Consider the following 24,706-nt stretch of genomic DNA (forward strand, 5'->3'; position numbering starts at 1 on the left):
CGTAACACCGCCGCGAACGCGCGGGGCCGCGGCGGTTCCCCCAGCGTGTCGACCGGGGTCGCGTTCAACCCGCCCGCGGTCAGCGCCAGCAGCGGCAGGCTCAGCCCGTCGACCCCGACGTGATAGCTGGAGCCGACGCCGGGCATCCACGGCACCCGCTGGACGAACCCGAACCGGCCCGGCCGGTGGCCGTGCAGGTATGCCGCCCACATGCCGACACTGAGGCCGACGGTGACCAGCCCGGTCACCAGCCAGGCCCACAGGGCCGCCCGGTCGGGCACCCGGGCCAGCAGCAGCACCGCGGCGACCGCGGCGGGGGCGAAGATCAGCAGGGACAGCAACGGGTTACCTCGCCAACCAGACGATGAGGACGGCCACGGCCAAACCGACCGAGGCCTGCGCGTAGTACTGGTGCAGCTGCCCGGTCTGCGGCCGCAGCGCCACGCCGGCGCCCCGCCGGGCAGCAGCGACGACGCCGCGCAGCGCGCCACCGACCCGGATGTCGTCGATCGCCGCGGCGTGGTCGGCCAGCCGTCGGCCCGCGTGGCCGGTGCCGGTCACCGCCGTCTCCAAGGCGGCGTCGCCCCGGGCCAGTAGGGTGGCCAGCCGCAGCGTCGGGCGCAGCACCCCAGCGTGCGCAACCTGCTCCAGATGCAGCCAGCTGCGGGCCCATCCGGGCGCCGGTAGGCGCTGCGGCCAGCGCAGCGCGAGGCCGGTCACCAGGACCGCGAGGACGATGGAGATTGCCAGTTCCCCGACGGAGGCGGCTGTCGGCGTCGGCGCGTCCGGGTCGACCGCTGCCCACACTGCCGGGACGACCAGCACCCCGAGGCCGGCCGCACCGATCGCGAGGGGTATCAACGGGATTCGCTCGACCCAGGCGACCTGCCGGGTGCCTGCCTGCTCGGTGTCGTAGCCCGTCGGATGATCCGGCAGGCGACGCCAGATCAGCGCGAGCGCCTTGCCGGCATACGCGCTGGAAGCCACCGCGGCCGCCAAGCCGATCACGTACAACGCGATCGATTGCTCGCGGGCGGCCGCGAGGACGGACTCCTTGGTGGCCCACAGCGTCAGCGGCGGCACCCCGGCCAGGGCCAGCGCCGCGACAGTGAAGGTGACGCCGACCCACGGGTAGGCCCGCCCGGCACCGCGCAGCGCCGGCAGGGACTTGGTGCCCAGCGCGGCCAGCCAGGCCCCGGCGGCCAGGAACAGCAGCGCCTTGGTGGACGCGTGGCCGACCAGGTGCGCCAGTCCGGCACTCACAGCGCCCGGCCCGGTGGTGCCCGCCGCGAGCACCACGAACCCGAGCTGGGCGCTGGTGGACGCCGCGAGCAGCTGCTTCAGATCGTCCTGGGCGATGGCCACCGCGCCCAGCAGCAGCGCGGTCGCCGCCCCGACCCAGGCCGCGGTGGTCGCCGCCCACCCGGCGGCCAGCAGCAACGGATGCAGCCGCAGCAGCAGGTAGCCGCCCATCGCCACCATCGCGGCCGAGTGCAACAGCGCCGAGACCGGACTCGGCCCCTCCATCGCCCGAGACAGCCAGAACGAGAACGGCAGCTGAGCGGCCTTGCCGAACGCTGCCGCCAGCACTCCCGCGGCCGCAACGTGCAGCCACGGGGACGGCAGCTGCGCCAGCCGGTCCAGCGACAGCCCCGGCGTGCTGCCGGAACCGACGGCCAGGGCCGCTCCGGCGGCGAGGTAGAGCCCGACGTCGCCGGCGCGGGTGACCACGAACGCGGTGGTGCCGGAGCCGACCGCCACCTCGCGCCGCCAGTCGAACGCGATCAGCGCGTAACTGGTGGCGCCCATCACCTCCCACGCCATCAGCAGACCGAGCAGCGTGGTGGCCGTGGCAGTGACGAGGACGGCGGCGACGAAGACCAGCATCAGCCCGAAGAAGCGGGACCGGTGGTGCCGGATTGCGCCGGCCGAGAAGACCAGCACCAGCAGGCTGACCGCGGCCACCGTGACGACGACGACGGCGGATAGCCCGTCGACCGCCAGGGTGAGCGGGTCGCCGGCCAGGAACGGCGCTGACGCGGCCGGCCGGACGGCTGCGGCGGCAACGCCCAGGCCGAGCACTCCGGCGGCGACCAGGATCCCGACCGCGGGCGTCGCCCGCTCGACGGCCCGGGCCAGCAATCTCGGACCGAGCGGTGCCGCCAGCAGGCCCGCCCCGGCCAGAGCGGGCAGCAGCACCAGCGCCCACAGCAGCGCGCTCACCGTTTCAGCTCCGCGGCCATGTCGGTCATGTCGACGTCGCTGGCCCGGAACAGCAGGGTGGCCACGGCGAAGCCCATGGCCATCTCGACGGTCATCGCGGAGATGACGACCAGCAGCAGCACCTGACCGTCCGGCGCCGAGGGCGCCAGGAAGTACCAGAACGCCGCGGCGGCGACGATGACGGCGTTGACCATCAGTTCCAGCCCCATCATCACCATCACGACCGACTGCTGGCTGAGCGCGCCGAACAGGCCGACGGAGAACAGGGCAGCCGCCAGCAGCAGGAACAACTGCAGCGTCATCGGCCGGCCTCCCCGCGATCGGCGCGGTCATCGGTCTGGTGGTAGCGGCCGTGCGGGACGGCGAGCACGAGCGCGGAGACGATGGTGGCGAACAGTACGGCCGAGATGCCGACCATGACGGGCATCTGCGGGCCCATGATCGCCTCGCCGATCATCCGGGTCGGATCGGCGGGCACGACGCCCCGCCGCGCCGGCCACGGCACCAGCACCGCACCCGCGCCCAGCAGCACGAACGTGCCGGCCGCGATGACCAGCGCGCCGCGCTTGTTGTGCAGCATCGACATCGGCATCAACCCGGCCGGGTTCATCATGAACATGACCATGAAGACGACCATGATCGCCATCTCCATGACCATCATCAAGATGGTGACCACGCCCAGGTAGTCCAGCGTGAGCAGGATGAGCTCCCCACCGACGGCCACGAACGACGCGGCCAGCGCGAACGTCGCCCTCGCCATGGAATCGACCACGAAGACCGCGACGCCGGAGGCGATCGCAATCACGGCCAGCACGATGAACACCGCGAGAGTCACGATCCACCTCCGGCCGCGGCCAGCACCGACACCACAAGCAGCTGCGCGAGCACCAGCGGCAACACCACCAGCCACGCCAGGCGCATGAGCCGGTCCGGGCGCCATACCGGCATCCGGTGGCGCATCGCCAACAACACGGCCAGCACCGCAGCGCTCTTCAGCAGGGTCCACAACCAGGCAGGCAGCAGCGGGCCTGCCCCGCCACCCAGGAACAGCGCCACGGTCATCACCGACCCGACGACCAGCAGGGCGTACTGCCCCCACCGCAGCAGCAGCCGGGCCGGTCCGGACTGCTCGACCAGTAGGCCGCCGGCGATGTCCGCTCCGGCCGGGTGCGCGAAGGGACCCCACGCGCTGAACGCCGCCACCGACCCGGCGAACACCACTGCGGCCAGCGGCATCTGCACAATGAACCACCTACCTTGCTGGGCGGCCACGATCTGCGGCACCGACAGGCTGCTGGCGGCGACCGCGGGCGCCGTGAGAGCGAACATCAACGGCAACTCGTAGGCCAGTGCCTGGGCCAGGAACCGGTAGCCGCCGACCAGGGAATACACACTGTTCGGGCCCCACCCGGCCAGCCACCATCCCGCCCACAGCAGCACGTCCATCGCGTTGAACCACACCAGTCCCACACCCAGGTCGCTCACCACCGCGGAGCCGAGCGGGACGACTGGCGCCATCATCACCGCCACCAGTAACGGGGTGAGTACACCGATGCCCCACAGCAACCGGTCCGGTGCCGTCGTCGACCGCCGCTGAGCCAGCAGCAACCGGGATGCCTCATACACCGGGCGCAGTACCCGTCTCCTCAGAGACACCGGGCCGCGCCGCGGGTCGAGTACCGCGTCCAGTGAGCCGGCCACCACCGCCGCCGACAGCACAATGGCGACCGCGGGCAGCACCGACCAGGCCGATGCCTGCTGGGCCAGGCCTGTCATGCGACGTGCCCCTCGTGCTGGTGACCGCCCGCGTGCATGTCGTGCATGTTGTGAGGGCTTGCGCCGTGATCGCCGGTCTCTGCGTGTCGCGCGTGCGTCTCCTGGTCGCCGGTGGCCGGGGTGCCGTGCAGGTCGTCAGGGTCGGGATCCAGGCTCGCCATGACCAGCCGTGCGTCGGTCAGGTCCAGCCCGGGCATCAGGTGGGCGGCGGCCGCCACCAATGCGTCCGAGGCGTGGCCCGGTGTGCCGCGGGGGCCTTCGGCCGGCGCTACCGGCCGGCCGTCCAGTGCCAGTTCTGCCTCCGTCAGCCAGGTCTGCAACCGCGCCCACGCGTCGCCACCATCGGCTGTCGCCCGTGCGGACGGGCCCGACAGGCCGAACCGGCTGATGTCGCCCGCGTCAAGGCGGCCCAGCCCAGCCAGCGACCGTCGCAGGACCCGCGAGCGGTTCATCCGTTGGTGCAGGCGGCGCAGCTCAGTTCCCGCGTCGGCGCCCAACTCCTGCGTCGCAGTGAGGAGTACGTCGCGCTGCCCGCGGGCTTGATCCGCGGCGCCGGACCAGCTAGCGACCTCCAGCAGCCGGCCGACCGAGTCCAGATGCGCTGCCGCGCGACGTCGACAGATAACCGCGTCGTCGCCGTCGACCGTCCAGAAGCTGGCCGAGTCACCGGAACCGGTCAGCACCTGCACCGCTGCGGTTTGGACCACGTCGCCCTGCAACTCGACGACCATCACCAGCGCGGACGGCCAGGCCGGCAGCACCGGCCCCAGCGCGACATGGAGCACATCCAGTTTCAGGCCGTCTCGGTCCGGCGCCCGGTCGGCCATCATCAGCCCGCCGGGCATCTGCATGCCGCCGTGGTCATGCCCACCATGGCCGCCGTTCTTGTGACCACCCTGATCGTGTCCCTGATGGCCCTGCCCTTCATGGGCGCCGTGCCCATTGCCGCCGTCGTCATGGTCGCCGTGCTCGTGCCCCTCGTGGACGTCGTGCTCGCTGATGGGCTCGGCCGGTCTGGTCGGTTGCTCGACCCCTGCGTCGGGGGTGCTGGCCAGCCGACGGATTGCCTGGGCCAGCGCGGGCGCCGCGCCGGCTGCGTCGGGCACGTCGATGCGGATCTTCGGGGCAGGGATCTGGCTCCACAGCACGTCGGCGGCGTCCGCCAGCTCACCGCGAGGAGAGCCGGCCACGGCCAGCACGTCCCCATCGGCAGGCTCACCGGTGAGCACACCACCGAGCGCGCGGACCTGCGCTTCGACGGCCAGCCGCGCGGCAGTGCCACCGGGCGCCGTCACCAGCAGCACATGTGGCCGGCCCACGGCCCACCGCGCGAGCCGACGCCGGGCAGTGGTTCTCAGGCCCATCGCAGTGCGCCCTCCCGCCATGCGTAGACGACCCCCGCCATCAGCAGCCCGAGGAAGACGAACATCTCGACCACCGCACCCGCGCCCATCTGCGCAACCACCAGCGCCCAGGCGTACATGAACAGCATCTCCACGTCGAATGCCAGGAACAGCAACGTGACGGTGTACCAGCGCACGTGATAGCGAGACAGCGCATGCTCCATCGGCCGGCCGCCCGACAGGTACGGCGTCACGGGCTCGCCCGGCGCGCCCACCGTCAGGAGGCGGTGGCCAAGCAGGACCACGACCACGACGAGCAGCCCCAGACCCAAGGCCGCCAGGATGCTGACGAAGTCGCCCACCGCATGCTCCTTCCGTATCCGCCGATCGTCCCAGTTGCCGCGCAGTCCATGCACTCTTTCGACTGTCGCGATTCTCGAAGCCCGCCTTACCCTAGGGGGGTAAGGTATTGTTCCGCAACGAGGGAATACCCCATGGGGGTATGACGTTGATGCAGATATCCACACCACGAAGGGGCTGACCATGACCCAGACAGATGCCGCTACCGGCGTCACGCCACTTACCGACCTGTCCGAGCACAGTTACATCGCGAACCAGACCAAGGGTCAGTACCTGAAGCGGCTGCGGCGCATCGAAGGACAGGCGCGCGGTCTGCAGCGGATGGTCGAGGAAGAGCAGTACTGCATCGACATCCTCACCCAGGTCTCGGCAATGACCAAGGCCCTACAGGGGCTGGGGCTCGGCCTGCTGGACGAACACATGGCGCACTGCGTCGTCAACGCAGCCCGCCAGGGCGGCCCGGAGGCGGAACAAAAGCTCAAGGAGGCATCCGACGCCATCGCGCGAATGGTCCGCAGCTGAACGAAACATGGCACAGCCCCCAGCCGACACCTGGCCACCGCTTCGAGGCGTGCCGGGCACCTGAAGTCGTACCACCCATACAGATTCTCGAGAGGAACCAATCATCATGTGCACTTCCTGCAACTGCGGCACCCAGACCACCGACACCACCGCGCCGGTGGTGATCGGTGCGGCGCAAGCGTCCTACACGGTCACGGGGATGACGTGCGGGCACTGTGTCGCATCAGTGACCGAGGAGGTCACCGCCATCGACGGCGTCCGCGACGTGGTCGTCGACCTGCCCACCGGCACGCTGAGCTTCGCCTCCGACCAACCCGTTCCCCGCGACGCGGTCGAGACTGCCGTCCGCGAGGCCGGCTACACCCTTGCCTGAGCGCCACTCGGCGGGCTGAGCCGTCCGCCATCACAACGCGGGCTCAGGTACCGAATGCAATACAAGACGAAGGACGAGCTGATGAGCACCACCACTGACTCGCCGGCAACCACCGCCACGGAGGCGGCGGTCCCCGGCCATGTCTCACGAGGCACGGATGTCGAGCTACTGCTGACCGGGATGACCTGTGCCTCCTGCGCCAACCGCATCGAGCGCAAGCTCAACAAGCTCGACGGCGTGACCGCCACGGTCAACTACGCGACGGAGAAGGCCAAGGTCACCTACGCCGACAGCGTCACCACCGATGACCTGGTCGCCACCGTCGAGGCGGCAGGGTATGGCGCCAGGCTTCCCGAGCCGCCGAAGGAAACAACAGACGAGGACAACGACGCCAACACCGAGGACTCCGAAGCAGATTCGGCCCTGCACGACCTGCGCACCCGGCTGATCGTCTCCGCCATACTCTCCGTGCCGGTGGTCGCGATGGCGATGGTTCCGGCCTTGCAGTTCGACAACTGGCAGTGGCTGTCGCTGACGCTCGCCGCGCCGGTCGTGGTGTGGGGCGCCCTGCCCTTCCACCGGGCGACCTGGACCAACCTGAAGCACGGGGCGGCGACCATGGACACGCTGGTGTCGATGGGCACGCTCGCGGCGTTCGCCTGGTCGGTCTACGCGCTTTTCTGGGGCGATGCCGGGATGCCGGGCATGCGCCACGGCTTCGAGCTGACCATCCAGCGCAGCGACGGCACCTCCAACATCTACTTCGAAGCCGCGGCCGGGGTGATCTCCTTCCTCCTGCTCGGCCGCTACCTGGAGCACCGCTCCAAGCGCAACGCCGGTGCGGCGCTGCGCGCGCTGCTTAACCTGGGCGCCCGCGACGTCGCCGTGCTACGCAACGGGGTCGAGCGGCGGATCCCGGTGTCGCAGTTGAGTGTTGACGACCGGTTTGTCGTCCGGCCGGGCGAGAAGATCGCGACCGACGGCGTCGTGGAGGAGGGCCGTTCCGCAGTCGACGCGTCGATGCTGACCGGTGAGTTGGTCCCGGTCGAGGTGGCCGTCGGCCACGACGTGGTGGGTGCGACGGTGAACACGTCCGGCCGCCTTGTGGTGCGCGCGAACCGGGTCGGGTCCGACACCCAGCTCGCGCAGATGGCCAGGCTGGTCGAGGACGCCCAGACCGGCAAGGCCGCGGTGCAGCGTCTCGCCGACCGCATCTCCGGCATCTTCGTGCCGGTTGTGATCGCTCTCGCCGTGGGCGTTTTCGTCTTCTGGCTCGGCACCGGAGCCGGTGCTGCCGGCGCACTGACCGCCGCGGTCGCCGTGCTGATCGTCGCCTGCCCGTGTGCGCTCGGTCTGGCGACTCCGACCGCCTTGATGGTCGGCACCGGGCGTGGCGCGCAGCTCGGCATACTCATCAAGGGCCCGGAGGTGCTGGAGCAGACCCGGTCCGTCGACACGATCGTGCTGGACAAGACCGGCACGGTCACCACCGGCGAGATGACTCTTGCCGACACCCATGTCGCGGTCGGCGAGGAGGCGGCGCAGGTGTTGCGTATGGCGGGCGCGCTCGAGGATGCCTCCGAGCACCCGATCGCCCGGGCCATCGCCGACGCAGCCCGCGCAGCCGGAGCGCTCGGCACCGTCGAGGACTTCGGGAACGTCGAGGGCCTCGGCGTGCAGGGCATCGTCGACGGGCACGCGGTGCTCGTCGGGCGCCCGCAACTGCTCGAGCAGTGGTCGCAGCACCTCGATGCCGGGCTGCAGGCGGCGTTCGATGTCGCGCAGGACCGGGGTCAGACCGCGGTGGCCGTCGGCTGGGACGGGCGGGCGCGTGCGGTGCTGGTCGTCGCCGACCGGGTGAAGGACACCTCCGCCGAAGCGATCGCCCAACTGCGCAACCTGGGGCTGCGGCCGATCCTGCTCACGGGCGACAACGAGCGGGTCGCCCGCACCGTCGCCGGACAAGTGGGCATCGACGCGGCAGATGTCATCGCCGAGGTGCTGCCCGGCGACAAGGTCGATGTGGTCAAGCGGCTGCAGTCGCAAGGCCGGGTCGTTGCCATGGTCGGTGACGGCATCAACGACGCAGCGGCCCTCGCCCAGGCCGATCTGGGCCTAGCGATGGGCACCGGCACCGACGTGGCCATCGAGGCCAGCGACATCACACTGGTCCGTGGCGACCTGCGGGTCGCGGCGGACGCCATCCGGCTGTCGCGCAAGACGCTCGGCGTCATCAAGAGCAACCTGTTCTGGGCGTTCGGGTACAACGTGATCGCCATCCCGATCGCGGCTGCCGGGCTGCTCAACCCGATGCTCGCGGGGGCGGCCATGGCGTTCTCGTCAGTCTCTGTTGTCTCGAACAGTCTGCGGTTGAAGGGATTTCGATCCTCACTATGAGAATCACGGGATCACTCGCCGGCCCTTCGCGCCACCCGGTCGCGGCGCAGAGGGCCCGCGCCCTGGGATGGTGGGCAGCGGCGGCCTGCCTAGTACGCTGCGCGACGCGAGCACTGACCAAACACCGCGAAAGCTGATGGCCACGCCCGGGCGCTCACTGGGATCATCTGTATCCAGCACGCCAGATCAATCAAGCGACCCCAGCCAGAGCGTTCATCGGTACGAGTGGCCACCGCCGTCACGAAACGGTGATCCGCTGTGCACCTCGAGTCGCACGCGGTCGCGGTCATGACCGCCTTGGTCGTTGTGCTGATGACCGTCGTAGTGGCGATCCTGGTGCCTGTCACACTCGTGCTCGTCGTACTACTGGCCATTAAGACGGTCGCGCGAACTGCACGCCATCGCCGTCCCCGGATCCACCGCCGCAATGATGAGCACCCAGCGGCGGACCCACCGGATCTGGCGAGCGGCAGTCGTGCAGGTGCGCCACCGCCCTGAGTGTGTCATCCCGGCACACCTCAACCAATAGGGACTTTGAGGTCATCGAGGATGGTTCTTGCAGCATCGCTGATCGGGTCGGCGCCTGCCGATGAAAACCTGGGAGCGAGCCTGAACTTGGCCCTTTGTCCGTTGAACCGAACTGGCGCGCGACCGTACTGACAATGACCGGCGTGGCGTGCTCCTACCTGCCGTTCGCGGCCGCTTGATTGCCGTGCAGGCCTGGCGACCTCATCGGCGCATTGACGCTGGAACCGGGTGCGCGGCCGACCCCACGACATTCAAGTCCAAACGCAACGCGGCCACGGTCACTCGAAAGAGTGACCGTGGCCGCGTGGACCGGACGGCGCAGCAGCTCAGCGCAACGTGCCGTAGTTGGTCGGCGTCGTCCACATGTTTTCCTTCTTGACCACGGTGCCGGGGTGGTCGGCGGAGATCATCAGGTTTCCGCCGGCGTAGATGGCCACGTGTGTCGCCGGCGACCCGAAGAAGACCAGGTCACCGGGCTGCGGGTTGGTGGTCTTCTTGATGTACGCCTGCTGCTGGCTCGCAGTCCGGGGGATGTAGAGGCCGGCCTGCTTGTAGACGTATGACGTGAGCCCTGAGCAGTCGAAGCCCTGCGACGGCGAGGAGCCGCCCCCGACATACGGAACACCCAGATACTTCTGAGCGATCGAAACGACCGCTGAGAGGCCATCGCCATTCGACGGCGGGGGTGGCGGGTTCGGCGTCGGGTCGGTGCCGCACGGGAAGCCGCCCAGCGCGCTCCACGTCAACGGACCGATGATGCCGTCCGCGACGAGGCCCTTGCTGCTCTGGAACGACTTCACCCGGGACAACGTGCCGGCACCGAAGATGCCGTCAACCGCGATCCCTCCCAGCTTGCTCTGAGCGCTGGAGACGTATGAGCCGGTTGCGCCATACCGCAGCACAGTGACCTTGCACGACGGCGGCGGCGTGGTGGGCGGTGGCGTGGTCGTGGGCGGCGGCGTCGTGGAGCCCGGGAAGCCACCAAGGGCCGCCCAGGTCAACGGACCGACGATGCCGTCAGCAACCAGGCGATGCGAGCTCTGGAAGGATTTCACCTTCGCCAGCGTCTGCGTCCCGAAGATGCCGTCGACCGTCAGTCCGCCCAGCCGCTGCTGCACGGTTTTGACATAGCTGCCTGTTGATCCGTAGCGCACGGTCACCACGGTGCTCGGCGCAGCGGTCCGTATGCCGCCCGTCGATGCGCTGCTGCGCTGCCCTGACGCACCGCTCGTGCCGCTGCCGGGATCGGCATACGACGGAGCGGCCTGCACGAGGCTGGCAGCGGTGGCCGGGACGCTCAGCAGCGTTCCAGTCACCACCAACCCCTTGCGGGAGGTGATCGCCGGGGCGACCTTGGCAGACAGCCCAGGCCGTGGTTTGCGATGTCTCGGAGTAGTGATCGTGGTCATGTGACCCTCTCGGTGCTCGTCCAGTCCAGAAACGCGCAAAGGGGATGCCACGCGTGCCGTGGCATCCCCCGATGTCGCCTTACTCCTTCCCCGAAGAAGGCGCTGCACGAGCAATGACTATGCCGGTGTCACTACGTCTGTGAAAGACGCGTTTCCTGGGTACGGATGGGCCCAGGTGGCGGTTGTGACTGGTGTGACTCGAGTGAATTGGCGGGGCTGGCGGAGCGGAAGTGGCTCAGTGTTGCAATTTCAACGAAACAGCCCGTGAATGACATGCGTGTAACACTGAATACGCCAAATTGCTTCGAACGACACGCCGAATTCAAAGACCTCTCAGGAAATCTCAACATCTGAGATGTTACACACGTACAGTCTAGCCACCGACGCCAGGCACGTTGAGGTGGCGAGAAGCCCCGCCGACCCCTAGGGCCGACGGGGCTTCTCGTCGTTGTACGGGCGCCAAGCGCCGACCTCAGATGCGGGCGAAGTAGTGGCTGCCCCACAGGTTCTGGACACTGACCACAGTGCCGGGGGTGCGGGCGGCAATCATTTTGCCGTTCCCGAGGTAGATGCCGTTGTGGTACGCCGGGGAGCCCCAGAAGATCAGGTCGCCCGGACGCGGGTTGGACACGCGCGTCGCGGCGGCCGCCTGGGCCGATGCGGTTCGCGGGATGCTCTTGCCCGCCTGACGGTAGACGTACTGGGTGAAGCCCGAGCAGTCGAAGCCGGCAGGCGTGGTACCGCCCCAACGGTACGGCGTGCCACGCAGGCCCATGGCGATCGACACGATGGAGGAGTTGGAACTCGGCGCCGGCTCGGTCGTCGGTACACCGCCGTAACCGCCGAGCGCGGTCCAAGTGTGGCGGCCGACGATGCCGTCGACGACAAGCCGGTGCGAACGCTGGAACGACTTCACTCTGGCTTTCGTGCGTGGGCCGAAGATGCCGTCAACCGCGAGGCCCCCGACCTTGCGCTGGACGCTCTTCACGGCGGCGCCGCGGGAGCCGTACTGAACGGTGGGACCGATGCGAACCGTGCTGGACACGTGAGCAATGCCCCGCACCTGAGCGGCGGCCTGCACGGTGCCTGTCTGCGCGAGACCGGCGCTCGGCGCGGCGGAGGCGTTCTCCATGCCGGCGAGCGGGGCAATGACGGCGCCGGCGGCAGCAACTGCCAGGCTGCGGCGACCAATCTTGTTCAGAACTTTCGGCTCACAATTGAGGTGACGCGGGGAGTACGAACCCATGAGGCAAGGGACCCTTCCGGTGGTCTGCAATGAATGACGATGCGGGCGCGGGCGTCGTTGCCCTGGGGACAAGTGCCCCACCCAGTTCATGCATCCGACTCCCCGAAGCGCCGGCGGCATGCTCACTGACTATGACGCACCCGGGGCCGATTCCCAAGTTGTTCCCAGACATCTGTGCATACCCATCGGCCAGCGGCTGCCTCCTGGCGTCGTGACCGTTTCGTGACATTCCGCGGCGTTCCGGGGTTCGCACCGTTCCGCGCACGGCCCCCGGGATTAGATGAGTCCAAGCACTGAGACATGCATGTTTCACATAGCAAGAGAGTTTGTCGTCCTCCTGCACCGGCAGATCGCCGCGCTCGGATTCCGAACGATTCGGACCGAGGCAAAGAGCGCCAAATCTGTACCCAAAGCGATGACCACCGACGGTGAACAACGACCGCTCCGCTGGTTGAGCCGCTCCAAGCAACGGCAGCTCCTTAGCGTTTCCGTCGCTCCCACCCCTACCGCAACGCCTTGTCGCCAGCGCGTCGGAGCTCACACCGCCAAGCCCGCCCCGGCCGAGCCCTGGCTGGCGTTGCGCAGGCCCACAAGACCAGCCGACTGCGGGTTGGAACGCAACACGCCGGTAGTACGGAGAAGCGCACCGCGACTGTTGTGGTGGGAAAACGTCGATGGCACAACAGAATTCGCGTGGGTCGGACATCACGAGGACCCGATGCCGAGCCCGAGGAAGGCGTAGATGAGCGGTGGCCGCAGATGCGGAGGGTCGTGGAGGTGGCGTGTGCACTTGCACTAGTTCAGGTGGCTGAATCTACGGACGCCTGACCGCCGACGGTCGCAGTCTCGCCTTATGGCCTACAGGAACGTCATAGAGAGGAACTCTGATGGATGAGCCGCCACTGATGCTCGCCGGAGCGGGCGATGTCGTCGCCATGATGCCGCACGTCATCGGAGCACGCCCGGACGGCTCGGTCGTCGTGTTTCCACTCGACCCACGGCGGCCGGTGGCGCGTGCTGACATCCCTACGACGAGCGAGCACGACAGCGATCTGGCGCAGGGGCTGGCGAATACCTTCGATCGGTTCGCCGGTGGACAGGTCCTCGTGCTCGCCTTCACCGATCAACTGGAGCGTGCTACCTCGGTCTGCGACGCGGTCGTCGCAGCGCTCGAACCTGACACAACAGTCGTCGATCGGATCGCGGCGCAGGGCGACTCGTGGCTGCGGCTGGGCGACGCCAGACCCGGCGCGGTCAACGAGGGTTCAGTTACGCAAGCAGACCGGGACCGCGTCGCGATGGCATTCATCAGCCGAGGCGACCGGCAACCCTACGATTCCCTGAGCCAGCTGCGGGCGTCGTTCGACCCCGTCGGCGAGGACCTGTCCGCGGCGGTGACGGCGGCCGCGGAACACATGGACCTCGTGGGTGTTTGGGCTCCGGCCGCAGCCGTCGAGCAGCGGTGGATGACGCACACCATTGAAGGGTTCGTAGCGCGCCCGGCTCCGCTGGGTGCGGACGACACGGCGCGGTTGATCGGCGACGTGCAGAATGTGCCGCTGCGCGATCACGCGCTGGGCCTGATGAACCACAAGGAGTCCGGCGCCCACGCGGCACTCTGGAAGGACCTGCTGACCCGATCCCCTGAAGACGCCCGCACTCCGGTTGCCAACCTGGCGGCGTTCGGCGCGTGGCTGCACGGGGACGGGATGGGCGCACGGCTCGCCCTGGAGCGCGTCACTGACCCCTCGAACAGCCTGGGCAGACTGCTCGACGTAGCAATCGATCGCGGCGTCGATCCGGCAAGCTGGACGCCACCAGTGATGGAACCTCTCGGTGGTCAGGAAAGGCCAGGAGGACCGGCTGATCGGCACGACCCGCGCCGCGAACCGCCCTCGCGTGAGGGCCCTGACCGCAAGGGGCCCTCGCGATGAGCCGGCGGGCGAAACCCGGTGAGACCTATTGGGCGCTGGTCTCTACCAACGGTCACGAGGCCGATAGCCCCTGGGTGACCGTCCTCGGCAGCCATTGGGGCGTGACCGTCGACCCAGGTCCGCACCACGAGTACGGCAGGGTCTACACGAGCCGGGAGCGGGCCGCAGAATGGCAGGCGAACCTTCCGCATGGAACGGCGGGTAAGCCGCTGGAGATCGCCCAGGTTGACTACCTGGGCGGGAGCTACTTCAAACGTCACGTCGACGATCTCGAATCGACGGTCGACGAACGCGTCACACCGACCACGACCGACCCGCGCCGGGACAGCCCGACCGGCGTCGGCGACCGTCACGCTGTCAGGAACAACCCGAGCCGTTGAGCAAGGAGCACACCATGCAGAACCAGAACCAGTCCACCGCCGAAGCCCTCCTGCGGACGCTCGTCGAGAGCGCCGCCGAGAGCACGCTCCACCCCGAACCGGCGAGCGAGCGGACCACGGCCGCCGGCTACGCGGTGGACCTGATCTTCCCGACCGAAGACCGCCCGAACAACTGAACGCCCACGCTCGATTGACCGCCGGGGAGCCCGGCTCTCCTTAGGGGCGCAAAGAACCGCGTGACAATCCCCTGGAGGTGGGCTCGATGACCGAGATCGCGCAACCGGCAGTGAACTACCCCGACGTACTGCACATGCCGCCCCGTGATGCGCTCCAGCTGGGCATCGAAGGACACAGCCAGGAGGCCAACCAGACCCGGCTGGCGATCGCCGAACGGATTGTGGACCAGGCCAACAAGACCAGCGACCGGGCATACGAATCGGCTCACTGGATGAACGAGCCCGACGTACCGGAGCCTCGCATCGCACGGGCGCTGGTGGCGCACGACGGCGACATGGCTGAAGCAGTCCGAGATCCGCGGGTCGTCGAAGGAGTCCGCGATCAGCTCGGGTACCGGCCGCAGTGGGAGGACGTCTACGACTATGAGGACGACATGATCCCTTCCGGCCAGCACCTGTTCAACCAGCTGGAAGTCGACGACCACGCACTGGGCGAAGTCCGAACCGCGATCAATGAGCTACGTGCCGATGTGGGCGTCGAACCCATCGACGAGCAGCATCTCCTGGCAGCGGCGGGTGTCGAACCCAGGAGCAGTCTCGAGGTCGCCGAAGCTCGCGCGGTGTCGCACGAGGAGGGAGCCGCCGCGGAACGGCAGAATATCGTGACTGCCGACCCAACCATCGCCCGGCGGCGCGGAGACGCACCCTCGTTCTAGATCACCGCTGCCCGTAGGTCCGACTCAGGTCGGCGCGGACTGGTCTCAGCATCGAGCCGGAAACCCAGCGCTGAAGGACTACTGGATCGGCTGATTGCTCGATGTCGATTGCCTCGACAACCAGCGCGAACCAGCGGTAGGAGTGGCGAACCCCCACCCCACAAGGATGCACGTGCGTGCTGGCATCCGGGTGGGTTGCAGGTCGACGACCCCAGTGATCCGTTCTCTCGCGGACGAGATTTACTCCCGGGCGAGTGTTGTCGACCGGGGACTTCTAACCGTTGCCTGCTGCGGTGGCCAACCGTCGGCGAGTCAGCACCAGCAAGGGGAGGGCGGCGAGCTGGACGAGGGCGGAGACCACGGCCAGCGCCACCAAGGACGTGTCGTAGAGCACACCGAGCAGGATGCTGCCGGCGAACCACGCGACGCCGAAGCCGGTGTCGAACAGCCCGAAGGCCGAGGCGCGCCGGTTGGCGGGCACGATGGTGGTTAGCACTGCCTTGATGATCGATTCCTGCGCGGCCATACCCAGACCCCAGGCAAGGATCCCGACCACGGCCAGCGGCAGGGCGCCGAGGAAGACCAGCGGTGCGTATGCGGCGGTCAGGACCGTCACGACGAGCACGGACCGCAGACCGACCCGGTCGAACACCTTGCCCAGGACCAGTGCTGCCACTGCTTCGGCGGCCATTGCCACGGCATACAGAACCGGCGCGACCGTGGAACCGACCATGCGCTCTTCGCTGAAATGCAACGCGATCAGCGGCCAGTCGGCGTAGCCGACCGCGATCAAGCCCATGGCGGCCAGGTAGAGCCAGAACGCCGGCAGGCGCGGTGCGCTGTCAATCGGCGGGGCGGGTGCCTCAGATTCCAGGTCCGCGGGCTTGGGGAACTGCCGCCAGGTGAAAACCAACGAGAGCAGGGTCAGTGCGGCGGGGATACCGAGCCAGGCGAAGGCAGACCGGTCACTTCCGTGCAACCACAAGACAAGGCTGACCACCAGCGGGCCGACCATCGCGCCACCGGCATCGAGCGCCTCGCGCACGCCGAACGCCCAGCCGCCGCCGAGTCGGTGTGCCGCGTGTGCGGTCATCGCGTCCCGGGTCGGGATGCGGATCGCCCGCCCGACCCGTTCGGTGACGATCAGGACCGCGGAGACCGGCCAGTTGCCGGATATCGCGAGCAACGGCACCACGGCCATCTGCAGGGTGTACCCAAAGAACGCGATCGCCCAATACCTGCCCGTGCGATCGGCCGCCCGCCCAGCGAACCAACGCAACCCGTAGCCGAGCAACTCGCCGCCCCCGGCGACGACCGAAACGACCAAGCCGCTGGCCCCCAGCGATCCGAGGAAGGGGCCGGTGATGCTGCGGGCGCCCTCGTGCGTCATGTCGGAGAAGGCGCTGACGACCCCGATCAGCAGCACGAACCGCAACGCGGCGCGCCGGGCCAGCACCGGATGCGGGCGAATAGGGACCGGCCGATCGGCGGGTCCGGCACGGTGGGCACCTCCGCACTCCATGCGGCGCACGATCGCACGCCGCCGGTTCGAAGGTAACGCTCCCGACCCGGGAACGGTGGCAACGTCGTCATGCACACTGCAGCCGTTCACCACGAGCTCTCAGGACCCTCTCAGCCAGGAAATGATTGGGTGGCGGTTCGACGCGCCCAGTCGGGCACACCGAACGAAAGGCCACACCCACCCCCATGTTTTCGGAGGCGCTGACGATCTCGACGTACGACGGGTCGCGCATCGACGGTTCGCTCTTCCGGGACGTCACCCAGTTCGCGCGGCACACTCATTGGCTCAACGCGGCCGCGGAAGCCTGGACCACCTACAGCATCGGCCTCTTCGTCATCCTGCTGCTGGTGGGCTGGTGGATCTCCCGCCCGCACGGGGACCGGCAGATGACGGCGGCCCTGGTCGCACCAATCGGCGTCGCAGTGGCATTCCTGGTGACCGAAGTGATCAAGAACCAGATCGGCGAGCTGCGCCCCTGCCGCTCCGTACCACACGCGTTCATCGTCGAAACATGCCCTGCACCAACGGATTACGCCATGCCGAGCGGACACACCACGTTCGCAGCCGCTGTCGCGGTCGCCCTCTTCTTCGTGAACCGACGACTCGGCGTCATCGCCGCACTACTGGCGATCCTCGAAGCCATCAGCCGGGTATATGTCGGCGCGCACTACCCGCACGACGTCATCGCCGCCATGGTCGTCGCTGTGGTGGTCATGCTGATCACCAGCCCACTGCTTTCTCGTCTCCTGCAACGGGTCGTCGGCAGAGCACGCCGCGGGTCCTTGCATGGGCTGCTGTCAACCCGCGGCGCCGGCTGAGGACGCCAAACGGGATCAGGCACCACAGCTGACGGCGCTGGGCTGCCACGAGCTCCAGACCAGGGCAGGCCGAGCCCGGCCTTGCACGGCGCTTCCTTTCGCGGCGACGTACCCGGCCATGGAGGCTGTAGCAGTTCGTCGTGCTTCTGCGGGCCTCATCACGTTCGGCAGTGCCTGTCATCGATGTGACGGCGCTTCGTAGGCAGCCCAGGTGCCAGCGGCCCACTGTCGCCAGCGGTCTGCGGTGCTGGTGCCGAGCAGGTCGGCCAGGACCGCGGGTGCAAGCCCACGGGCCAAAGTCAGCAAGGTGGTGTTGCAGGCGTGTCGCAACGGATCCCTCACCCGGCGCAGTTCGCTGAGGAGGACCTCGACTCCCAGCCGTTTCCCAGGTCCGCGCCCCGGAAACAGCCACCTGTCCTGGATGTTGTCGAAGCTGTTGGCTATTCCGCGCTCTGCCAGCGTGGAGATCGTTCCCGCAAAGGTGTGGCGCAGGACGGTCGCGATCGGTTCACCGACCTCGACGGCATCAGGTGCGAGCCGCAGGGGTGATGGACGGTCCCGCCGTGACGTGCGAGGCGCGTAGTTGCACGATTGTGCTTGCGTGCTGTCCGTACATCTACACCAGGGTGCCGGCTAGTCGGATCCGGGGCTGAGGGTGTCGTCGTGCAGACGGCGGCGCAGCAATCCCCCTGCTGGGCGGGGTCATTGAAGTCCATCGGGTCGTTTATCCGCTGCACGGGCAAATTCACCAATGGCGCGAACCGATGTCGTCCGGCCCATCGCAGGAAGACCGACACCGAGATCGCGTCCGACCGGCGACGTGTCAGCCACTGATCGAGCACCGGCTGACGCAGGGACCCGATCTCTTCGCGCCGCGCGAGTGGAGTTCGTCGACCAGGCGTCGCGGCCCGTACAGCATGCCGCGTGCCAGGGTGCATGTTCGTTCTGGTCACGGCCGGTCTCGAGCCGTCGCCGGACACTCGGCAGCACGTGCCATTGGATATACCGGGCGATGACCCTCGATCCTCGCCCGGGGTCTGCTCGATCATCCGGGAGAATGCCGTCTCCAGTCGCGAGAGGTATTCCTCGCGTTGCGGCAGCACTCCGGCGGACACCAGCAGCCGACGCTGATGGCGCGGCCGCCTCCCGCTGGAGGCAGCCGTCGATCTGCCGCGCCGCGATCCGTCATCTGTCGAACACATCGGCGCGGCCCGGAACAGATCGGCCAAGACCTCCACCACCTGAATCATGCTCGAAACCACACGGCTTCTGCAGGTTGGTCATCGGCAGACGGCAGCCAGACACCGTCGACGTCGAGTCATTCGCCACGACCCGAGCCCCCGGCAATGGCCACCGGCGTCGGCCGCAACGTGGCCCGATGAGACCGAACCCGGTCGAAATGGTGACCGCCAGGGCCCGTAGTTGCGCCTTCGGGATAGGACCCAACGAGAGGAACGCCATGAGCAACGACGCCGCCGAGGAAGAGGCGCGGGACCAAGGGCTGGAGATCGAATCAGAACGTCGCTCGGCCGTCATCGGCGCAGGCGAGGACGCCCAAGATCGTCACCGAACCGAGGAGGGGGCCAGTGCCAGCGGGCGCAGCGGCGCCGAGCACGAGCAGGCCGACCCATGGGCGTGCGACGACCCGTCGTCGAGCTACGGTCCGCGGCACTGAGACGGGCGGCATGGTGGGAAGAGAAAGACGACCGCACGCATCACCAAACGATGACTGGGGCGGCCCCTGATGGCGTAATCGGCCCCAAGACTTGGGCGACGTTGTACCGACGCGTCTGCGACGGTGCAGGTCACAGCTGAGGGCAGTGAGCGAGGGTCCGCTCACCAAACGGTGACCGGACCCTCGTGCGTCAGGCGGGCGCCAACCTCGTTCGTGAGGCAGCGCTCGGCTGAGAGTCTCGCGAAGTCCGCTCAGCCGCTCCTGGATCTGGGTGACCGCGCGAGGAGGCTGCGAGTGGCCAGCGCGCAGCAAGTGCGCCGCAGCCACGGCTTCGTGCTCGCCGATGGTCGCCACCAGGTTCGACAAGACCGTGACGACCTCGATCGCCGCGCGCACATCACGTTCGGCCACGATCAGCGGTTCGTCCTCGGTTGTCACGGCGCAAGAACAGCCCGGTCGGGCGCCACAGGTGTCGGCACCGAGCGCAGCCCGTGCACCCGTTGGAGAACCCGCGGCGATCGCCGTCCTCGCTCAAGGAACCGGCACAGCGCATCTCCGAGGCCAGCGGCGGCGACGAACCGGTCGGCCTCGTCCTCGCCCGACAGTCCTGCTCGCTGCTCCGCCCACGGGACGGCGTACGACAAGGCCACCACACCGGCGCCGATCAGACCGAACGCGGCCTGGCCATCGGTGAACCCCTGCACCAGAGCGACGGCGCCGGTGATGAATCGCACACGCCATGCGAATGCGGCCATCGGAAACCAGCCGATCACTCGGCCGACGCCGCGGGCGACAGACTGAAGCAGCCCGTACGGCAGCATCCAGAATTCCAGTGCCACGTCATAGCGGCTCTGGCCCAGCCGGATCCGGCCGATCGCATGCGCCAGAAGGGCCGCCGCTTCGTCGGGTCGGATCCGGCCGTTGGCAATCGCCTCGACCAGACCCTGCGAGATCACCACGGTCCGCCGGCCGACGGCACAGACGCGGACGCCGGTCTGCCCATCACGCACCAGCAACTGCACCGGCGGCGAAACCAGGTCGAGCTCCTCGAGCACGGCGATCGCCGGACGCAGTGCGGCCAGCGCGTAGTCGCGCGGTTTGCGCGCGCGTGCCAGCACCCGGACGAACAGGCTCTCGCCATGCCCGGAGAGCAGAACACCGAACGTCACCAGACCCACGACGAACAACGCCGCACCCGCCACGGGGTGCACGAGGGCCCCCACGACGCAGGTGATGAGCGTGCTCACCACCATGCCGACCCCGTCGGATACGGCCCGGTACACCTTTCGCCGACTCCTCATCGCCACCACTCCCTTCCTTCAAAGCACCAGTGCAAGTGCCTTGATCTGGTGACCGGTTGCCGCCAGAGCAAGCTGCGCTCCTTAGGGCTTGCAAGACCAAGTCTCGCGTGCACCCCGGACACGGCGCGGAAGTTATCCACAGGCGATCGCTGAGTGGAGCGGGAGAGGGCGATGACCTGGCTGGATTGCTGGAGACCGAACGAACGAAAAGGAGACGCCTGTGACGACCTCGACTTTGTCGCCGCACGACACCCAGGAGACGATCGCTGCGATCGCGAGGCTGCTGCATCATGCAGCCGACCGGGCCGCCCACCATGCGGCCACCGAAGGCCCTCGCTCGGAACTGCACGTCCTCGGCTTGGGCTTGCACGTGGCGGCGGCCGTGGTCGCGTTGATGGTGCCTCCGGACCTGGACCCGTACTGGCCGCAGCCCACCCAAAACGACCCGCTGGAGCTGCTGCGGATTGCCGAACGGCTCGCCCGCACTGTGCCCGTCGTCGACGAGACGGCCGGTTTTTCGAAGGTCGTCGTCAACGTCACGGATCTACTGCGCGAGGCCGGCTCGTGAGCACGTCGGGCACGGTGGATCAACGATCGATCGGTGAGCTTCTGCTGGATGCCGATTACCAGGCCCGGCAGTTGCTGCTTGACGTCGATGGCGCTGATGCCGCAGCGATGCTGCGGACTTGGGGCGAAGTCGTCCAGGCGGCAGGTGATCTGTGGTCCTCGTTGCCGTCGACACCGGATGTCAGCCCGTTCGACGGGGCCACGATGCAACGCCTGGAGACGATGAGCCATGCCCAGCACAGGGCACAGTTGGTCCGAGACTGGCCAGGCGACGGACCGCCCGATGAGCGACTGCTGGGCATTGCCCAAATCCTTCAGCGGGCGGCCGAATTAGCCGACGGCCCAGGGCGTCGCGTCAGGCCACGAACGCCGGCCGCGTACGACGACCTTGACGCTGCCCGGATGCGGGTGATGCACACCCTGTACGTCGGCGCGCACGCCGTCGGGGTCGCGGTGCACCAGCACGTCGACGACGTCCGGAAAACCGTGGGTCGGCACGCATCCGATCGAGAGACCCGAGACATCCCTCGAGGGCAGGAGGCAGCCATCCGGATAGCAGCCTTCGAGCAGCTTGCCGGCGGCTTCGTGGGCAACAGATTCAGTCAGGCCATGGCCGGACAGCACTACACGCCACCGTCGGGCAGCGGCCGGCTGCACCAGGCCCTGGTCAGCTGGGACATCCAGGCGCACCGAACCCTGGCTTTCGCCCCGGGCGCACCGAACCTTCACCTGGCCGCCTGCACCCAGGCCATGATCGCGACGGCAAGCACAGCGATTCTCGTCGCGGCCTCCACCACAGGCCGGGTCAGCGTCGAGGACTACAAGCACCGGCTTGCACCCGCGCTGGACGCCAACCAGCAGGTATGGGCCAGGGCGGCGAACCGCTGGGGCAGGCTGAGAAGTCGGGGCGAACGCGCAGACCCGGCACTCGTGCACGCCGCCAGCGAGGTCCGCGCAGCCGTGCACGAGATCGCGTTCGACCGAACGCACTGGACCGCACCTGAGGTGCTGGCCGGCCGCATTGACCTAGCGCAGGCAACGGTCACCGTCCAACAGGCGATGATCGCCGCTGCTGAACTGGCCGTTGTGCACCGAGATATTGCCGAACAGGAACCGGACCTGACCGGATCCGCCCGCACCATCGCGGCATGGAGCCGAGAAGCGGGCATAGACGACGACACCGCACTAATTTCGCCCGGCGATGTCTACGCCAACCGGGCCATCAAACTCCCCGACCTCATCCGGGAGACTTTGGTCGCCAATGCCGAGCAGCTCATCGACGTCAGCGAGGCCACCATGTCAGTGGCGGGAGCTCTGGCAGACGTGGCTCGGCGGGAGTCCGGCCCAGCACCAGGACGCCCGCAGTGCAGATCGGAAGAAAGGGACCCAGTGCGCATCCCAGCACCTGGGCGGCCACCGACCGCAAGCCGCTGACACGCACGGGCGACATCCGCCGCTTTCCTCACGCCGCAGAGCTGCGGCTCTCAGCTGGGAATCGCCCAGGAAGGGCGACGGTCTATAGATCCTTCACTGCCTGCGATGCGATCGAGGGCGACGCATCCTTTCAATTCACAAAGATGCGGCATCAAGCCTGGGCGGTCCAGGGGGGCCCGGGCGGTGATGAAGGTCAGCTCCCCGTCGTGGTCTTTGTTGCTCGTTCGCTCATCGCTCGCGCGATAGCGGCGTCGCGGCCTTCGGCGACGTGTTGGTAGCGCAGTGCCATCGTTGGTGTTGAGTGCCCGAGTCTCTGCATCAATTCTTTGAGGGTGGCGCCCGATTGCGCTGCCAGGACGGCACCGGTGTGTCGCAGGTCGTGGAACCGTAAGTCGTCCCGGTCGGCGGCCTCCCGTGCGACCGCGAATACTCTCGCGAATGGGCCGCCGTTGGTCCAGGGTTCGTCGCTGCCGGGGACGCACGGGAACAGCAGTGCGTCACGGCCTTTGCCGGTGTGCTTGCGTAGGTGGTCCTGCAGCATGGGGACGATGTGCGGGGGTAGCGCGATCGTCCGCACGCCGGCGGCCGACTTCGGCTCACCGATAATGTTCTGACCGTCCAGGTGGACAACGGCCCGCTCAACTCTCACGGTGTCTGCCTTGGTATCGACGTCGCGGCGACGTAGCGCTGCGACCTCACCGAAGCGCAGACCGCACCACGCGGACAGCATGACCATGGCTTGCAACTCGTCGGGCATGTTCTCGGTGATGGTCGCCAGTTGCTCGACCGTGGCGGGTTTGATCTCGCGGACACGCTCGGCGACTCCGGCGCCCTTGATCCGGCAGGGGTTCACGCGCACCACGGGTTTGTTGGTGCGGTCCGCTTCCTCGTCGATGTCCTGCTGTAGCAGCGATGACAGCAGGCTGTATGCGTGCGCGCGCTGGGTTGGGTGCTCGGCCGGGAGGGCGTCGTACCAGGCGGAGATCTGTTCGGGCGTGATGCGCGACATGATCGTGTCGCCGAACGTCGGATAGAGCACCTTTTCGAGCAGCCGATCGTAGTGCGCGAGCGTCCGTGGTGTGAGGGATCGGCCGCGTACCTTCCGCCGCTGAGTCGCGTCGGGTGCGAAGGCACGCAAGGTCATGCCGGACTGTCGCCGTGCCTCACGGACACGCGGTGATGTCCAGGCGTCGGGATCGTCAGTGAGTCTGCGCTCTTTATTGAGCCATCCCTCGGCATCTTCACGGGCCTCGAACGTGCGAATTGCGGTGTGCCGCAGCAGATCTGGTCCGATGTAGGACGCCTGGTACCGCCCTGACGGCAGCTTGCGGATTTTGCCGAATCCACGTCGCGCTCGGCGCTTACCTGGCATCGTCGCACCTCCTCGAGGGCACGTGCCCTAACTGTGTCACCCTACGTGCACTAACTATGGCAGCGCGTGGGCAGTTGTGTCCATCACGGACAGGGCGTTGAGTCGCGCGATTGCAGGTGATTTCGCGAAGATCGTTGGAATCACGCGAGTGGCGAAACGGAGCCGGTGACAGGAGTCGAACCCGCGACATCTTCATTACAAGTGAAGCGCTCTACCAACTGAGCTACACCGGCATGCTTGCCGGGCGTGCGCCCGGCGAGCGGCCCAATGCTACCCATGGGCCGGGCCATCGCACGAATCCAGCGTGGCCCGTGGCGGGGTGCTGCCAGACTGTATGACGTGACGATGCATGCAGACGAATACCAAGCAGACCGCAGCCGCTACAACTCGATGACCTATCGGCGTTGTGGGACAAGCGGATTGGACCTGCCCGCCCTGTCGCTGGGGCTGTGGCACAACTTCGGCGACGACGTGCCGCTGGACCGGCAACGCGCGATCCTGCGGCGGGCCTTCGACCGCGGTGTCACCCACTTCGACCTGGCCAACAATTACGGCCCGCCCTACGGCTCGGCGGAGCGCAACTTCGGCACGATCTTCGCCCAGGACTTCAAGCGCTACCGCGACGAGCTGATCC

The 24,706-nt window shown here is 68.0% G+C and carries 23 protein-coding genes, 1 tRNA gene and 1 pseudogene; 12 read left to right on the plus strand and 13 right to left on the minus strand.

Annotation, left to right across the window (positions count from 1 at the left end; all coding sequences use genetic code 11):
• From ACTHL4_RS15820 to ACTHL4_RS15850, 7 genes and pseudogenes are all read right to left on the minus strand, one after another.
• Positions 1–341 (minus strand): annotated as a pseudogene (locus tag ACTHL4_RS15820) (NADH-quinone oxidoreductase subunit M); the annotation flags it as partial.
• A 4-nt stretch (positions 342–345) separates the two neighbouring features.
• A complete protein-coding gene (locus tag ACTHL4_RS15825; RefSeq protein ID WP_440283723.1) occupies positions 346–2,223 on the minus strand; it encodes a proton-conducting transporter transmembrane domain-containing protein in 1,878 nt (625 codons plus the stop codon).
• Complete coding sequence (locus ACTHL4_RS15830; protein WP_440283724.1) at positions 2,220–2,525, minus strand: NADH-quinone oxidoreductase subunit NuoK; 306 nt, start codon at positions 2,523–2,525, stop codon at positions 2,220–2,222. The genes ACTHL4_RS15825 and ACTHL4_RS15830 overlap by 4 nt, the downstream gene beginning before the upstream one ends.
• Positions 2,522–3,058: an NADH-quinone oxidoreductase subunit J gene (locus ACTHL4_RS15835; RefSeq protein ID WP_440283725.1), complete on the minus strand. Its 537-nt coding sequence runs from the start codon at positions 3,056–3,058 to the stop codon at positions 2,522–2,524. The genes ACTHL4_RS15830 and ACTHL4_RS15835 overlap by 4 nt, the downstream gene beginning before the upstream one ends.
• On the minus strand, positions 3,055–3,999 hold the full coding sequence (locus ACTHL4_RS15840) for a complex I subunit 1 family protein (protein ID WP_440283726.1): 945 nt from the start codon (positions 3,997–3,999) through the stop codon (positions 3,055–3,057). Before ACTHL4_RS15840 ends, ACTHL4_RS15835 begins: the two co-directional genes overlap by 4 nt.
• Complete coding sequence (locus tag ACTHL4_RS15845; RefSeq protein WP_440283727.1) at positions 3,996–5,318, minus strand: hypothetical protein; 1,323 nt, start codon at positions 5,316–5,318, stop codon at positions 3,996–3,998. The genes ACTHL4_RS15840 and ACTHL4_RS15845 overlap by 4 nt, the downstream gene beginning before the upstream one ends.
• Before the next feature lie 35 nt (positions 5,319–5,353).
• Positions 5,354–5,704, minus strand: coding sequence for an NADH-quinone oxidoreductase subunit A (locus ACTHL4_RS15850; protein WP_440283728.1), 351 nt, complete (start codon positions 5,702–5,704; stop codon positions 5,354–5,356).
• 181 nt (positions 5,705–5,885) lie between these two features.
• On the opposite strand from ACTHL4_RS15850, the gene ACTHL4_RS15855 reads away from it, so the two are divergent.
• From ACTHL4_RS15855 to ACTHL4_RS15865, 3 genes are all read left to right on the plus strand, one after another.
• Entirely contained in the window at positions 5,886–6,224 is a 339-nt protein-coding gene (locus ACTHL4_RS15855; protein ID WP_440283729.1) for a metal-sensitive transcriptional regulator, read from the plus strand.
• A 106-nt stretch (positions 6,225–6,330) separates the two neighbouring features.
• The gene (locus ACTHL4_RS15860; RefSeq protein ID WP_440283730.1) at positions 6,331–6,597 is read left to right on the plus strand and encodes a heavy-metal-associated domain-containing protein; all 267 of its coding nucleotides are present in this window, start codon (positions 6,331–6,333) and stop codon (positions 6,595–6,597) included.
• 81 nt (positions 6,598–6,678) lie between these two features.
• The gene (locus ACTHL4_RS15865) at positions 6,679–8,994 is read left to right on the plus strand and encodes a heavy metal translocating P-type ATPase (protein ID WP_440283731.1); all 2,316 of its coding nucleotides are present in this window, start codon (positions 6,679–6,681) and stop codon (positions 8,992–8,994) included.
• A gap of 854 nt (positions 8,995–9,848) precedes the next feature.
• Here ACTHL4_RS15865 and ACTHL4_RS15870 read toward each other — a convergent pair.
• Positions 9,849–10,838: a C40 family peptidase gene (locus ACTHL4_RS15870; RefSeq protein WP_440283732.1), complete on the minus strand. Its 990-nt coding sequence runs from the start codon at positions 10,836–10,838 to the stop codon at positions 9,849–9,851.
• A gap of 565 nt (positions 10,839–11,403) precedes the next feature.
• Positions 11,404–12,177, minus strand: a complete 774-nt coding sequence (locus tag ACTHL4_RS15875) for a C40 family peptidase (RefSeq protein ID WP_440283733.1) — start codon at positions 12,175–12,177, stop codon at positions 11,404–11,406.
• Between the two features lie 887 nt (positions 12,178–13,064).
• On the opposite strand from ACTHL4_RS15875, the gene ACTHL4_RS15880 reads away from it, so the two are divergent.
• The 4 genes from ACTHL4_RS15880 to ACTHL4_RS15895 all read left to right on the plus strand — a co-directional run bounded on the left by ACTHL4_RS15880 (position 13,065) and on the right by ACTHL4_RS15895 (position 15,383).
• Positions 13,065–14,111 (plus strand): DUF4192 domain-containing protein, encoded by a 1,047-nt coding sequence (locus ACTHL4_RS15880; protein WP_440283734.1) that lies wholly within the window; start codon positions 13,065–13,067, stop codon positions 14,109–14,111.
• A complete protein-coding gene (locus ACTHL4_RS15885) occupies positions 14,108–14,491 on the plus strand; it encodes a hypothetical protein (protein ID WP_440283735.1) in 384 nt (127 codons plus the stop codon). Before ACTHL4_RS15880 ends, ACTHL4_RS15885 begins: the two co-directional genes overlap by 4 nt.
• A gap of 14 nt (positions 14,492–14,505) precedes the next feature.
• Complete coding sequence (locus ACTHL4_RS15890) at positions 14,506–14,667, plus strand: hypothetical protein (protein WP_440283736.1); 162 nt, start codon at positions 14,506–14,508, stop codon at positions 14,665–14,667.
• A gap of 86 nt (positions 14,668–14,753) precedes the next feature.
• On the plus strand, positions 14,754–15,383 hold the full coding sequence (locus tag ACTHL4_RS15895; RefSeq protein WP_440283737.1) for a hypothetical protein: 630 nt from the start codon (positions 14,754–14,756) through the stop codon (positions 15,381–15,383).
• Between the two features lie 274 nt (positions 15,384–15,657).
• Here ACTHL4_RS15895 and ACTHL4_RS15900 read toward each other — a convergent pair whose 3' ends face one another.
• The gene (locus tag ACTHL4_RS15900) at positions 15,658–16,905 is read right to left on the minus strand and encodes an MFS transporter (protein WP_440283738.1); all 1,248 of its coding nucleotides are present in this window, start codon (positions 16,903–16,905) and stop codon (positions 15,658–15,660) included.
• Positions 16,906–17,090: 185 nt separating this feature from the next.
• On the opposite strand from ACTHL4_RS15900, the gene ACTHL4_RS15905 reads away from it, so the two are divergent.
• Positions 17,091–17,723 (plus strand): phosphatase PAP2 family protein, encoded by a 633-nt coding sequence (locus tag ACTHL4_RS15905; RefSeq protein WP_440283739.1) that lies wholly within the window; start codon positions 17,091–17,093, stop codon positions 17,721–17,723.
• 1,459 nt (positions 17,724–19,182) lie between these two features.
• On the plus strand, positions 19,183–19,398 hold the full coding sequence (locus ACTHL4_RS15910; protein ID WP_440283740.1) for a hypothetical protein: 216 nt from the start codon (positions 19,183–19,185) through the stop codon (positions 19,396–19,398).
• A gap of 434 nt (positions 19,399–19,832) precedes the next feature.
• On the opposite strand, the gene ACTHL4_RS15915 is transcribed toward ACTHL4_RS15910, so the two are convergent.
• Positions 19,833–20,651, minus strand: coding sequence for a hypothetical protein (locus tag ACTHL4_RS15915; RefSeq protein WP_440283741.1), 819 nt, complete (start codon positions 20,649–20,651; stop codon positions 19,833–19,835).
• Positions 20,652–20,919: 268 nt separating this feature from the next.
• On the opposite strand from ACTHL4_RS15915, the gene ACTHL4_RS15920 reads away from it, so the two are divergent.
• Both ACTHL4_RS15920 and ACTHL4_RS15925 read left to right on the plus strand, forming a co-directional pair.
• Entirely contained in the window at positions 20,920–21,267 is a 348-nt protein-coding gene (locus ACTHL4_RS15920) for a hypothetical protein (protein ID WP_440283742.1), read from the plus strand.
• Complete coding sequence (locus ACTHL4_RS15925; protein WP_440283743.1) at positions 21,264–22,700, plus strand: hypothetical protein; 1,437 nt, start codon at positions 21,264–21,266, stop codon at positions 22,698–22,700. Before ACTHL4_RS15920 ends, ACTHL4_RS15925 begins: the two co-directional genes overlap by 4 nt.
• A gap of 193 nt (positions 22,701–22,893) precedes the next feature.
• Here ACTHL4_RS15925 and ACTHL4_RS15930 read toward each other — a convergent pair whose 3' ends face one another.
• Complete coding sequence (locus tag ACTHL4_RS15930) at positions 22,894–24,072, minus strand: tyrosine-type recombinase/integrase (RefSeq protein WP_440283744.1); 1,179 nt, start codon at positions 24,070–24,072, stop codon at positions 22,894–22,896.
• Between the two features lie 160 nt (positions 24,073–24,232).
• Positions 24,233–24,305: transfer RNA gene (locus ACTHL4_RS15935), tRNA-Thr, on the minus strand.
• A gap of 112 nt (positions 24,306–24,417) precedes the next feature.
• Here ACTHL4_RS15935 and ACTHL4_RS15940 point away from each other — a divergent pair.
• On the plus strand, positions 24,418–24,706 hold a 289-nt coding region (locus ACTHL4_RS15940; RefSeq protein WP_440283745.1), incomplete at its 3' end, for an aldo/keto reductase.

The organism is Flexivirga sp., assembly GCF_051955415.1.
Taxonomy (GTDB): domain Bacteria; phylum Actinomycetota; class Actinomycetes; order Actinomycetales; family Dermatophilaceae; genus Flexivirga.

What these genes read in the sequence shown, in the direction of transcription:
- ACTHL4_RS15830 (WP_440283724.1), bottom strand. Translation starts at nt 2,525, where the DNA reads ATGACGCTGCAGTTGTTCCTGCTGCTGGCGGCTGCCCTGTTCTCCGTC.
- ACTHL4_RS15840 (WP_440283726.1), bottom strand. Translation starts at nt 3,999, where the DNA reads ATGACAGGCCTGGCCCAGCAGGCATCGGCCTGGTCGGTGCTGCCCGCG.
- ACTHL4_RS15855 (WP_440283729.1), top strand. Translation starts at nt 5,886, where the DNA reads ATGACCCAGACAGATGCCGCTACCGGCGTCACGCCACTTACCGACCTG.
- ACTHL4_RS15860 (WP_440283730.1), top strand. Translation starts at nt 6,331, where the DNA reads ATGTGCACTTCCTGCAACTGCGGCACCCAGACCACCGACACCACCGCG.
- ACTHL4_RS15865 (WP_440283731.1), top strand. Translation starts at nt 6,679, where the DNA reads ATGAGCACCACCACTGACTCGCCGGCAACCACCGCCACGGAGGCGGCG.
- ACTHL4_RS15875 (WP_440283733.1), bottom strand. Translation starts at nt 12,177, where the DNA reads ATGGGTTCGTACTCCCCGCGTCACCTCAATTGTGAGCCGAAAGTTCTG.
- ACTHL4_RS15880 (WP_440283734.1), top strand. Translation starts at nt 13,065, where the DNA reads ATGGATGAGCCGCCACTGATGCTCGCCGGAGCGGGCGATGTCGTCGCC.
- ACTHL4_RS15885 (WP_440283735.1), top strand. Translation starts at nt 14,108, where the DNA reads ATGAGCCGGCGGGCGAAACCCGGTGAGACCTATTGGGCGCTGGTCTCT.
- ACTHL4_RS15890 (WP_440283736.1), top strand. Translation starts at nt 14,506, where the DNA reads ATGCAGAACCAGAACCAGTCCACCGCCGAAGCCCTCCTGCGGACGCTC.
- ACTHL4_RS15895 (WP_440283737.1), top strand. Translation starts at nt 14,754, where the DNA reads ATGACCGAGATCGCGCAACCGGCAGTGAACTACCCCGACGTACTGCAC.
- ACTHL4_RS15900 (WP_440283738.1), bottom strand. Translation starts at nt 16,905, where the DNA reads ATGGAGTGCGGAGGTGCCCACCGTGCCGGACCCGCCGATCGGCCGGTC.
- ACTHL4_RS15905 (WP_440283739.1), top strand. Translation starts at nt 17,091, where the DNA reads ATGTTTTCGGAGGCGCTGACGATCTCGACGTACGACGGGTCGCGCATC.
- ACTHL4_RS15910 (WP_440283740.1), top strand. Translation starts at nt 19,183, where the DNA reads ATGAGCAACGACGCCGCCGAGGAAGAGGCGCGGGACCAAGGGCTGGAG.
- ACTHL4_RS15915 (WP_440283741.1), bottom strand. Translation starts at nt 20,651, where the DNA reads ATGGTGGTGAGCACGCTCATCACCTGCGTCGTGGGGGCCCTCGTGCAC.
- ACTHL4_RS15930 (WP_440283744.1), bottom strand. Translation starts at nt 24,072, where the DNA reads ATGCCAGGTAAGCGCCGAGCGCGACGTGGATTCGGCAAAATCCGCAAG.